The 11717-nt window shown below is 71.9% G+C and carries 9 protein-coding genes; 3 read left to right on the top strand and 6 right to left on the bottom strand.

The genetic code is table 11. The annotated features are described in order from the left end of the window. Positions 1-8: 8 nt before the first annotated feature. The 3 genes from DMB42_RS51990 to DMB42_RS52000 form a co-directional block, all read right to left on the bottom strand. Complete coding sequence (locus DMB42_RS51990) at positions 9-299, bottom strand: hypothetical protein (protein WP_125649589.1); 291 nt, start codon at positions 297-299, stop codon at positions 9-11. Further along, positions 299-1477 (bottom strand): hypothetical protein, encoded by a 1179-nt coding sequence (locus tag DMB42_RS51995; RefSeq protein ID WP_125649592.1) that lies wholly within the window; start codon positions 1475-1477, stop codon positions 299-301. Before DMB42_RS51995 ends, DMB42_RS51990 begins: the two co-directional genes overlap by 1 nt. A gap of 165 nt (positions 1478-1642) precedes the next feature. Next, entirely contained in the window at positions 1643-2257 is a 615-nt protein-coding gene (locus DMB42_RS52000) for a hypothetical protein (protein ID WP_125649595.1), read from the bottom strand. Positions 2258-2338: 81 nt separating this feature from the next. Between DMB42_RS52000 and DMB42_RS52005 the strand changes: the two genes are divergently transcribed. The 3 genes from DMB42_RS52005 to DMB42_RS52015 all read left to right on the top strand — a co-directional run bounded on the left by DMB42_RS52005 (position 2339) and on the right by DMB42_RS52015 (position 8659). Then, positions 2339-3058 carry a hypothetical protein gene (locus tag DMB42_RS52005; protein ID WP_125649598.1) on the top strand — a complete coding sequence of 240 codons (720 nt, stop codon included), beginning with the start codon at positions 2339-2341 and terminating at the stop codon, positions 3056-3058. Between the two features lie 296 nt (positions 3059-3354). Next, positions 3355-8184, top strand: a complete 4830-nt coding sequence (gene mobF, locus DMB42_RS52010; RefSeq protein ID WP_125649601.1) for a MobF family relaxase — start codon at positions 3355-3357, stop codon at positions 8182-8184. A 91-nt stretch (positions 8185-8275) separates the two neighbouring features. Further along, positions 8276-8659 carry a hypothetical protein gene (locus tag DMB42_RS52015; protein WP_125649604.1) on the top strand — a complete coding sequence of 128 codons (384 nt, stop codon included), beginning with the start codon at positions 8276-8278 and terminating at the stop codon, positions 8657-8659. Between the two features lie 62 nt (positions 8660-8721). On the opposite strand, the gene DMB42_RS52020 is transcribed toward DMB42_RS52015, so the two are convergent. The 3 genes from DMB42_RS52020 to DMB42_RS53990 all read right to left on the bottom strand — a co-directional run. Continuing rightward, positions 8722-9393 carry a hypothetical protein gene (locus DMB42_RS52020; RefSeq protein ID WP_125649607.1) on the bottom strand — a complete coding sequence of 224 codons (672 nt, stop codon included), beginning with the start codon at positions 9391-9393 and terminating at the stop codon, positions 8722-8724. Continuing rightward, positions 9390-11036: a type IV secretory system conjugative DNA transfer family protein gene (locus tag DMB42_RS52025; RefSeq protein WP_125649610.1), complete on the bottom strand. Its 1647-nt coding sequence runs from the start codon at positions 11034-11036 to the stop codon at positions 9390-9392. Before DMB42_RS52025 ends, DMB42_RS52020 begins: the two co-directional genes overlap by 4 nt. 182 nt (positions 11037-11218) lie before the next feature. Next, the coding region (locus DMB42_RS53990) for a hypothetical protein (RefSeq protein ID WP_221762751.1) at positions 11219-11717 on the bottom strand (499 nt) is incomplete at its 5' end.

Genomic DNA, 11717 nt, shown 5'->3' on the forward strand with positions numbered 1-11717 from the left:
GTAGGGGGTCAGCGTGGGAGTGCGCCACCGGGGCGGCGACGAGCGACCGGCGGGAGCGCACGCTGGCCGACGCGGACCACCGGGGGGTCGTCGACGACCCGCGCGTCCTCCACCCGCCACTCCGCCGGCCGCGCCGGTCGCACGTCGAAGGTGATGCGAAGGCCGGGGCCGCGCCGGTTCGGGATCTCGGCCGCGTCGCCCACCTGGAGAGTGACTGCGGCCTCCAGGAGCGGCAGCATCAGCTCGGCGACCTGGCGGACGCGCTCGGGGTCGTTGTCCATGATTCTGACCTGGACCATCAGACGTGCACCTCCCCAGCGGCCTGGCCGTCGAGGGCGCCGTCCACGGTCATGTACGTGACGTGCTGGTCGCTGTTGTCCCGCGCGGGCACCGTGGCGGCCACGACGGCCCGCTCCACACCGAGCCGGGTCAGCGCCTCCAACATGGCGTTGGTCCCGGCGGCCGAGCCGCGGATCGTGAGACGCACGGGCTCGCGCATGCTCGACACCGCCACCCCGTTGAGGCTGGGCGCGCTCAGCCCAGGGCGGCCGGCCTCGACCGTGGTGTCGGCCATCCGGCGCAGCAGCAGCCACAACCGGTCAGCCGACCCCGGGGGCCACGGCGAGCGCAGCCAGCCAGTCAGCGGGTCCAGCTCCCCGCGCCACTGCGCGACTCGGTGCCGCGCCGTGCCGCGCCATCCATCAGGGAGCCATTCGTCCTCGGGACCGCTGAGCCGGACCGGGGAGCCGAGAGCGGCCAGGCGGTCACGGACCGACGAGAGCGGGCAGTCGTTCCAGCCGACCAGCCGCCGGCCGTCGAGGGCGTCCATCAGCGCCGCTGCGCCCTGCGACGCCGACACCGCATCATCCGGTGCGCCAGCGGTGCGCGGACCGGCCAGGCGCATGAGCACGTCGAGCAGCCGGGCCCCGGTGCCGTCTACGGCCTGGACCCGGGCGGCCAGCGGCGGCCGTGCCCGTCCGGCCGGAGTGCGCGGAGCGTCGTGCAGGGTGACCCACACCACCGCCGTGGCTGCGTCGGCCAGGAGGTCGCGCGCCCAATCGGCCAGGACCACGCGCTTCTCCCGGAGCCTGATCTGTTCGGCGACCAGGCGGGCGATGTGGGAACAGGCGATGCACCGCGGCCTCTGTCCACGCTCGGCCAGGCCCTGCTGGCACTGCGCCCCGCAGTCGGCGCACGTCCGCACCGTGGCGGTAGCGCGCCGGGCGGCGGCGACGAGCTGGCCGGCGGTGGCGCGGGTCGGGAGGCAGTCGGCCACCCGGTAGAGCGGGATCTCGGCGTCCTTGCCGCGCCAGTCCTGCCCCGCCACGTAGGCGACCACCGGCCCGCCGGGCTCACGCGGCAGGTCCGCGCCGGCGAGCTGGCTCTTGCTGGCCAGGTCCCAGGGGACCTCTGACCACCGCTCGTAGTACACGGGGCCGCTCGACGCGGGCCCGTCCTCCTGGTCGTGCTCGGCCACGGCCGGCCTCCTTCGGCTCCGGGGAACGGTCGTCCCTTGGGGGGTGGTGACGTCCCCGACCGTACGCCGCACCACCGACAGTTTGCAACTGGGCCGAATTGGGCCTGACCAGCGGTTTTCAAGTTTGCAACCTTGAATGACCGGCCCATCCGGGGGCGTGGCTGGTCAGTCCTGGGGCGGGTGCGGAAGGGCGCGCGCCACGGCGGCGCGCAGCACGTCGCCAGGCGTGATCACGTCGGCGGCCAGGCGCTGGTACTCCTCCCATAGGGCGGGATCGGTGCGGGGGGTGATGATCCCCGGGTGGGCGTCCCGCCAGACGCGCACGGCCGCCACTGCGGGCGCGCTGACGTGAGCGCAGGCCCGCTGCAACTGGGCGGCCAGGTCCGCCGGCAACCGGACCGTCAGGCTTTCTGGCCAGGACCGCGCGATGCTGCCGGGCCACCGCCCCGCGCCGGGGGCGTCGGCCGGCGGAGGCGGCCAGTCGTGATCCCAGCCGCGTGCGGCCAGCTCCGCGCGCAGTGCATGCGTCACCAGCACGTCGCGGGTGTCGGTGAGCTCCCCGTCTCGCCGCAACTCGGCCAGCCGGGCCCGCGCCCGCGCCCGAGCTGCTGCACGCTCAGCCGCCGACCGCTCCGGGGCGTCTGCCCCGAGCTGGCTGCGCAGCGCCACCAGGAAGGCCCGACCCCGCGCCTTCTCTGCCTTGATCACGGTCTGGAGGCGGCCGAGGGTGCCGAAGGCCAGGTGTACCCGGACGGGCGTAGTCGCGCGTGTACTGCTCACACAGGCAGCCTGCCAGCCGTATCAAAGTTTGCAAACTTTCGGGCCGCTGGCGTCCCCGCCGGGCCGGGTTACGCTCCCCGCATGGACGGCGTACTGGTAGCCCCCGAGGTGGCCGCGTTGGTGTCGGCCGAGGACCTGGAGCTGTTGCGCACGGACGCGGTCGTCTCCTATAGCTGCGTTGCCTGCGGCGAGGCCGGCCGCGTGCCGCAGAGGCCGGCCGCCGTGGTGATCCTGCGCGATGGTCTGTTCAGCCTCGCCAAGCTGGCGCACTCCGGGTGCGCCCCCAGCTCCGTGTACGACGTCCCGGGGTTGCAGGCGCGCGTGCTGGCCGAAGCCGAGGCGACCACCAGCCGCGTGGCCGCCGCCTGGCTTCCCGTCCAGGGCGGCCCCGTTCCGGCGCTGCTGTTCGAGCCCGTCACCCGCGCGGCCGTGGACGGCGACGGTGAGCGCGTGGACGGCCTGGCGTCGTGGATGCTGGCGCACGGTCTACACCTCGTCGCCGGCGCGGCCGTCGAGCCGCCGCCCGCTCCCGGCTGGACGGCCGCGCTCGACGGCGCTGGGGGGCTGATCGTCACCGCGCCAGCCGAGCTGGTCTACGACGGCACGCTCACCGCGGATGCCTCCTGGCGGGCGGCCGTGGCCGCCCGGGGCTCCTGTGTGCTGATCGCTGGCACCGGTCTGGCCCTCGACTCGGCACCCGCCACGGCGGGGGAGTTCGTGGACCGCCTGGCGGCAGTGGCCGCCGCCGGCCGTCTCGTGGGCGGCGTGATCACAGCGCGGGAGACCGACCCGTCCCGGTGATCTTGTACGTCAATCAGTGGCCGCTTACTGACGTACGGCGTCCCTCTTGGCGTGTGCACGCCACCCTCTGAGCGCGAGTCCGCGGCCTGCTCGTTGATCTTGCGGTTTCCGTGCCGTCGAGGACCTGTTCACGATCTTGCCCGCTCGATGCCTTCCCACCGTTGATCTTGCCGGGTGGCCGGGCCACCGTGCTCCCCTTGAGCTTTGTTGATCTTCATGGGTTTAGGGCACAACAAAGCGAGGCACCTTTGCATCTAAGATGTACTGGTCAAATTCGATCTTGTAGAGTGAGTTCCGTGACCCTCGACATCACAGCTTTCACGACCGGCGCGGAGGGCATTGACTATCCGCTCTCCGGCGGTGACTGCTGCGATCATCACGGTCACGAGGGGCCCGAGCAGTACTACGCGAAGGGCGCCGGTCAGGACCCGGTCGGGATCTGGTGGGGCGCCGGTCTGGCGAGTCTCGGTTTGACCGCCGGCGCGGTTGTCGACGAGGCGGACGCGCGGTCAGTGTTCGGCTACCTGACCGACCCGAGGGCGGCCCGAGAGGCGATGGAAGAGGCCATTGCCACGGTGCGGGCGCAGGGGTTGAAGGGGGCGGCTGCTCACAAGGTGCGGCAGAAGGCGGCCGAGGAGGCCGATGCTCGCCTTGGGTCGAAGCCGTACCAGTACAAGACCTATGACGAGCGGGTCGCGGCCAGGATCAAGAAATTGATCAAGGAGGGCGTGGACCCGGAGCAGGAGCCCGAGAAGGTCAAGAAGATCGAGCAGGAGGAGGCCAAAAGGACGGCCCCGAAGAGCCGGTACTTCTACGACCTGACCTTCACGCCCAGCAAGTCGTCCTCGATCTTCTACGCTGCTCTGCTGGGTGCGGGGCGCGAGGATGAGGCGGAGCTGATGCGCCGCTGTCACAAGGAGGCTGTGGAGGAGGCGCTGCGCTACCTCCAGGACGAGGCCGGCTATGCCCGCGCGGGAACCCACAAGAAGGCCAAGGATGACCGGCCGAGCATCGGCCGGTGGGTGGATGCGCACGAGTGGATCGTGGGCATGTGGGACCACCTGACGAACCGTGAGGCCGAGCCTCACCTGCACACTCACGCGGTGCTGCTCAATCGGGTGCTGGCCATGGACGGGGACGAGCAGCGCTGGTTGGCCGTAGACGGGCAGTCGCTGTTTCGGGCCAAGAAGGCCGCCGCCGCGATCTACGAGCGTGGGTTTGAGCAGCGGGTTCAGCAGCATTGGGCCGTGGCGTACGCGATGCGGCCGGATGGCAAGGCTCGCGAGATCGTGGGGATTTCGCCCAAGGAGCGGGCCGCTCTGTCCACCCGCCGCGCTCAGACCCAGAAGCTGCTGGACGAGTGGGTTGCCAAGTGGAAGAAGGAGCATGGCGGCGCCGAGCCCGGCCCGTACGTGCTGGCCGAGATGAGCCGCGATGCGGCCACCCAGACGAAGAAGGCCAAACAGCGGTTCCCCTCTCGCGCCGCTCTGGTCGAGTCGTGGCAGCGCCTGGTGGGCGACAGGCTCAACACCACGCTCGGGGAGATCGCCGACCGTGCGGAGGCCGCCGGCATCGAGGCCCGCGCCGAGGGGGACACCGAGCCGTGGGAGCTGCGGGTCGTCCTCTTGCAGGCGCTGAAGCGCGTACAGGAGAAGATGTCCACCTGGACGCGCAGTGACCTGATCTTCGCGATCAACGAGATCCTGCCCGACCGGCTGGGCCCGGCCCTGCTCTCCCGCGCCAACAGCACGCGCACGCTGCTGGAGGAGCTGGCCGACGAGGCGCTGAGCGGCCGGTACGGGACCGTCATGACTCGGGGCATGGAGCTGTTCGAGGTGCCTGAGGAGCTGCGCCGCGCTGACGGGCGCAGCATCTACCGGCCCGGCCGTGACGAGCGGTACGCCCTGGTCAGCCACATGGCGCAAGAGCAGGCGATCGAGGCGCGGGCGCGTCAGGTCGGGGCGAAGGCCTTGACCAGTGAGCAGATCGAGGCCGTTCTGCAGCGTCTGGCCACGACGACCGGGCAGCAGCTCGGCGAGGACCAGGCCGACGCGGTCTGGTCGGTGCTGGGCGGGTCGCGGTGGGTGGACGTCATCGTGGGCCCGGCCGGGACCGGCAAGAGCCGGACCCAAGGTGTGATCGCCGACGCTTGGGAGGCGTTCGGCGGTCGTGTGATCGGTCTGGCGCCCAGTAGCAAGGCTGCGCAGGTCTTGCTCGGTGAGGGGCTGAAGCTGGCCACGAACACCGCGAAGTTCCTAGAGCGGGCGGCCGGGCGGGGCCCGAAGGCCGAGTGTGAGCTGTACCGGTTGCGCCCGGGTGACCTGGTCATCCTGGACGAGGCCGGTATGGCCAACACCCCGGACATGCACGCGGTCGCCGAGCTGGCCGAGGAGGCCGGGGCCAAGCTGGTCGTGTGTGGTGACCACGGTCAGCTTGCCAGCGTCGGGGCCGGTGGTGTGTTCGCCCAGTTGGTCGAGAAGGTCGGCGCGGTCGAGCTGGGCACTGTGCGGCGCTACAGGAACGCTGACGGCAGCGTTCGGGAGTGGGAGGCCCAGGCGAGCCTGGGGCTGCGTCAGGGCCGTCTGGAGGCCGCTCAGGCGTATCTGGACCGTGGTCTGATCCGGTCGGGGACCGCCGAGGAGATGGCCGAGGCGATTCGCCGCTTCTACGTGGCCGACGTGCTGCGCGGCGACTACTCGGTGGTGTTGACCTCGACGGAGGACAAGGCGGCCGAGCTGGCTGGCAGCATCCGGGCCGACCTGGTGAGGCTGGGCCGGGTCGAGGCGACCGGCGTGCAGCTCGCCGACGGCACCATGGCCGGGGTCGGGGACCTGGTCCAGGCCCGCAACAACCTGAACCGGCTCAAGGACTCGGAAGGCATGCCGGTCTACAACCGGTACATGTACCGGGTGCTGGCCCGACACCAGGACGGGGCACTGACCGTTCAGCGGGTCAAGGGCCGCGACGACCAGGGCCAGGAGGTCCTGGGCGGTCGGGTGCGGCTGAAGGCCGGGTACGTGGCCGAGCACGTCCGGCTGGGCTACGCGGGCACGACGCACTCGGCGCAGGGTGACACGGTCACCAAGGACTATGGCCTGCTGGACAAGAACAGCACCCGCGAGCAGGCATACGTGGCGCTCGGGCGCGGCTGGCAGGAGAACCGCGGCTTCGTCGTCGTGGACGAGGAGGACGAGGGCGTCCTTGACGTCCTGGCCCAGATCCTGGCGCGGCGCTCGGCGCAGGACTCGGCCAGTACCGTGCTGGCCGGTGAGCTGGACTGGATCGAGAGTCTGGGCGCGCACGCGCCGGTCTGGGCGGACCTGGTCGAGCAGCACCAGCGCGGCCGGTTCGGCGAGCTGCTGCGCGCCACCCTGGGCGGTCACTACTTCGCGCGGCTGGAGGCTGAGGACCCGGTCTCGGTGTACCGGCAGTTGTGGGGCGCCGAGGTGGCCGGCCACGACGTGGCCGCCCTGCTACAGGAGACCAGCGGCACGATGAAGGGCGCCCGGTCGGTGCCCGCCGTGCTCTACACCCGCATCCAGACCAGGCTGAACGAGCGCGAGCCGGAGCGCGCTCCCTTGGAGACGTGGCAGGAGCGGACGCCGGAGCTGGCCGGTGCGGTCGGTGAGTACGTCCAGGTGCTGGCCCGCGCGATGGACGAGCGGACCGCTGCGCTGGGAGCGCGTGCCGTGGCCGCCCCGCCGGTGTGGGCGGTCGAGCGGCTGGGGGCTGTGCCGGAGGAGCCGGTGGCCCGCGCTCAGTGGGAGCAGCGGGTTGCGGCCGTCGAGGCGTACCGGGAGTTGCAGGGTCTGGAGGACGGTCAGGACCTGCTGGGAGCGCCGCCCGCGCCCACCATGGTTGTGGAGCATGCGGCCTGGCAGGCGGCTCAGCAGGCGCTGGGGCGCACGCCGGAGGAGGTCCGCCTGGCCGAGCTGCCCGAGGGGCACCTGCGGGACATGGTGGCCATCTGGGAGCGCGAGCTGGAATGGGCGCCGCGCGACGTCACCCAGGAGCGGACCGAGGTCGATTGGCGGGTCACCGAGCTACAGGAGACCCTGGCCCACGTCGAGGACCAGGCCCGGCGAGCGGTCCGGCCGGAGGTCAGCGCGTTCGTGGCCGGTACGGCTGACGGCCAGGCCGCCGAGCTGGAGACGGCGGTGTCGCCGGTCCTGGAGGTGGACGGCCAGGCGAGCGTCGAGGCGGCCCCGGTCGTCGCGGTCGGGCCGGACCTGGCGGTGCGGCCGGGCGTGACCGCGTTTGTGGCCGGGCAGGCGACGCAGTTGCCGGCGGCGGTCGACTTCGCGTCGCAGCAGGCGGTTGCGGCCGAGCTGGCCGAGCGCGCCGCTCAGGCCCGCGAGCAGTTGGCCGAGGCGACCGCGCAGGCCACGGCGCTGGAGCAGGCGTACGAGGAGCGGACGACCTGGTACCGGGACGTGACCGAGGTGCGCGAGACGGCCGAGGCTGCCCGCGCCGAGCTGCGCCGCCGCCAGGCCGACCAGCCCGAGCGTGACGGCGACGAGCGCCAGGCCGAGGAGACCAAGGCGGCCGAGCGCGAGTTGAGCGAGCAGGAGCGGGCCCGCGCGGTGTTCGAGCGCCTGGCCGACCGGATGGCGGGCAAGGACGTGGAGGGTCCCGAGCACGTCGCCGAGGTCGAGACGGCCGAGCGCGAGCTGAGCGAGCAGGACCGCGCCCGCGAGCTGTTCGAGCAGTTGGCCGCGGACTGGGCCGCCGAGCGCGACGGCGAGGAGCGCCCGCTGAACCCGCGCGTCAGCCAGCGGGCGATTGACGAGGTGCGCGAGGCCGCCGAACAGCAGGTCAGCGTGCGGGAGCGCACGGTGCGCGGCCTCACCTTGACCGCTGGCCAGCAGCAGGCCCCGGCCGCCGAGCGCGCCCAAGAGCAGGTCCAGGAGCTGGCCGCCGAGCAGGAGCGGGCCCGTCAGTCGATGGAGGCCCTGGCCGACCGCATGGCGGCCGAGGTCGCAGCAGAGCAGGCGGCCGAGCAGGTCGCCGAGGTGGCCAGCGAGCCGGACAGCCAGCAGATCACCCGCGAGCACCACTACGCCCAGGAGCGTCAGGCGGAGCTGGCGGCGCCGCAGCAGGCCGCAGAGGCCGAGCTAGGCCGGTAGGGCGGCCCGGACGGGCCCGTGTAGGAGGATCGGCATGGAGCGGGTACACACCGAGGCGTACGGTCCATGTCAGCGACCGCTGGAGGGTCCCATGAGCGAGGCCGCGCCGTACCAGGACGACTACCTTCCGCCGCGCCCGGACGAGGAGATTCGCGCCGAGCTGGCCGAGCATGCCGGGCCGTACTACGAGGCCATGGCCCGGCGGGAGCACACGACTGGCTACCGCGCCTCGCTGCGGTGGGTGCTGGGAGAGGTGCCCGCCTCACCGGTCTCGGTGGCCCGGCTGGACCGCCGGCCGTCCATGGAGGAGATCGCCGACGAGGCCGATCGGGCCGAGGAGGGCATGCGCGGGCAGAGTCAGCGCGGCGCGGCCTGGCTACGCCGGTACGGCCTGGGCTACCTGACAGGTTGTGAGAACGCGCTGTTCTGGGCGGCGCGCCTGGGCGACGACGACACCCCCTTAGCGGGGCTGTAGGTGCCCTGGAGACGAGAACGGCCCGCACTCGGTGACGAGTGCGGGCCGTGGTGTTGCTGGGGTCAGTAGCCCCTGCTGGGGGCGTTGAGCCGCCTTTCCTGCTCTGGGTCGCGGTGCTTGCTCTCGCACCCCTCCGCCGTGGTGTTGATCAGGCGGCGGCGCAGGCCGACCAGGTAGCGATCGTGCCAGTCACCCGCTCGACTCGGCGTGCCGTAGGAGGGGTCACGGTAGATGCGGGCCCACTCCTGGTAGAGCCAGCCCAGCTCGACGATGAGGTCGAGGTGCTGGAGCCAGCAGGGCGGGATGGCCCGCAGACGGAGGCTGTCGGAGGAGGCGCGGCGGTACTCGACCAGGTCATAGATGCCGCCCAGGACGTTCTGGACCCACACCTCCAGCTCGTCGACGGCGGCCTGCGCGGCCGGGGAGTCGCCGGCCAGCAGGACCGACCAGTCCCAGACCTTCGGCTCCTCATCCTTGTCGGCGTCAGCGGGCTTGCCGCCGCCGGTCGCGGCCGGGACGGGCCGCTGTTCCAGCGCGGTCACTCGCTCGGCGAGCTGGTGCACCTGGTCAGTGAGCTGACGTAGTGTCTCGCCGTCCGCCTTGCCGTTGAGGCTGCGGCGGACGCTGGCCAGCTCCTGGCGGAGCTGGAGGAGCTGGCGGGCGACCTGGCCGGCGGGCAACTCGGCGGGAGTGCCCGCCGCCGGGTCAGGTGTCGGGTCGGGCTGGTCGGTCATGACACCTCGCTTGGGGTCGGTGCGGTCACGGCAGGGTCAGAGGCGCTCACCGGGCGCGGGCCCGCGCCCGGAGTGACCGGCGGCAGCGGTCGCGGCCGCCAGCGCAGGCCGCGCCTGACCCGGACTTTGACCGGGGCCATGTCGCGGTAGAGGACCAGGGCGTACCCCCGGCGGAGCTGGCGGATCTGGCGGGGGGTCATGACGGGTCGGTGCTCGGTCGTCTCGGAGTGGACCGGCCCGTTGGGGCCGTGCTGGACGCTCTTACGGATGACCTCACGGTCACCGCAGAGGCTGGACAGCTCTTGCAGGTCACGCTCGGCCTTGAGACCGCCGAAGGTGACCGTCGCGGCGACCGCGTTCCAGATGGCATCGCCACCGCTCTGACCCCAGACCTGGTAGAGCTGACTCTTGGACTGGATACCGATGAGCGGCAGGATGCCGTGGCCACGCAGGGTGTTGACCCAGCTCGGCAGCGGCAGGCGGCAGATCGTGGCGGCCTCGTCCAGGGCGAGCATGAGGAACGGGTCCAGGCGGCGGCGCGGCATGCGGTCAGCGCGGCTGATCGCGTGCTCAATCAGGTCGGTGATGACCAGGGTGAACAGCGGCGCGATCTGGTCACCGGCCGGGCTGTCCTCGCCGAACATGTAGAGCGTGCCGCGGTTGGCCAAGAAGTCGTTCCAGTCCAGGGCCTCACCCGGCCCGGGGGTCACCACGTAGGACGCGGCCGGGCGGGTCACCCAGGACAGGGCTACCTCCAACGTGCTGAAGATGCCGTCCCTGGTCCTCTGGGTGATCTGGTGGCGCGCCTCCAGGCCCTCGATCCAGTTCGCGGGCGCGTCGTGCTCGATGAGGATGCGCAGCGCTTCGTCGTCGCTGGGGGTCGAGGCCCACCGGTAGACGTCGAGCAGGTTCTTGCCGGCCAGGTCGGCGGCCAGGAGGAAGCTCCGCAGGACGATGTTGGCGTTGTTCTCGAAGTAGTCGGTGAGGCTGCCGGGCGACTCGCCGCCACGGCGAGCGCCGTAGAGCAGGGCCGCGCCGCGCCGGCTGGCCACCTCCAGGTCTCGACAGCCCTTGACCGGGTCGATGCGCAGGTCAGAAGGCACGCCCCCCAGGCCCAGGGGGTTGAACCTGAACACGGGTCCCACCTTGGCCCGGTCGGCGGCGGTGTTGTCGTAGTCGCCGATCTTGCTGCTGGTGTAGAGGACGGCGCCGGGGGCGCGGCGCACGGCGTTGGCGAGCATGAGGCTCTTGCCGACGCCGGGCGGGCCCTCGATCAAAGCTGAGTCTTCCGGAGTGCAGCGGACGCACATGAACGGGCTCCAGGCCCGGCCGATCAGGTAGGAGTAGGCGTCTACCTGGACGGCGCGCTGGCCGACCAGGGAGGGCCGGGTCAGCGGGAGCATGCGCTTGGCGGAGCGCGCCGACGCCTTGCGGTGGATCTCCCAGGCGGTCGCGAAGCCCGGCTTCGCGATCACGGCCCGGTAGAGCAGGTGGGCCAGGCCGATCAGGGCCAACAGGCCCAGGACGGCCAGGATCAGGTTGACGGGCGAGGGCAGGTGAACCCCGCTCCATGGGTTGGGCACCTCATGAGGGGTGGGCGTGGCCTTGTCGGCCACCACCCCGACGAGTGGGACAATCTTCACGTTCTACTCCTGGTTACTGGAGGTGGAACAACGTCCGTGGGGTCGGCGGTCGGCGGCAATCGAGTCGCCGACCCCACGTGCTGGGTCACGGTGACCGGGCGAGGGGGTCACCGTGGCCCCTGTGCCCGGGTCGAGTTCGAGCGGTTTGCCCCCCCGAGGGGTCACGGTCGTAGGGCGCGGGGTCATGAGTCCCGCCGGGCGGTCGCCGAGGACAGGGTGATCACTGGAGCCATCTCGCCCTGGGCCTGGCGTAGACGCCTCCTCCCTGCCTTGACCTGGTCTTCTGTGATGGAGATCCCCAGGCCGGTCAGGCCGCTGTGGATCTCCTTCACGGTGACCTTCAGCGGGTCCAGACCCGTGGCGGCGACGTAGGCGCGCACCTGAGCAGCGCCCGAGGTCTGCTCCTGTAGGAGCTCGATCAGGTCGCGGTCCGGGTCGTGACCGGTCGTGACCGGGTCACTGCTCTCCTGACGACCGGGGCCGGGGTCAGGTTCCGGGTCGGGATCGGGCGTCGGGTCAGGTTCCGGGTCGGGCGTGGGGTCAGGTTCCGGGTCGAGGTCAGGTTCCGGGTCCGGTGCGGGCTCAGCCGGGAGTGCTGGCAGTCCCCCGGCCGGGACGGCGTCGGGCTCGACCGGCACGCGTTCGGTCACCGTCTCTGCCAACTCCCAGTCACTCCAGGCA

The organism is Nonomuraea sp. WAC 01424, assembly GCF_003947315.1.
GTDB classification, from domain to species: Bacteria; Actinomycetota; Actinomycetes; order Streptosporangiales; family Streptosporangiaceae; genus Nonomuraea; species Nonomuraea spiralis.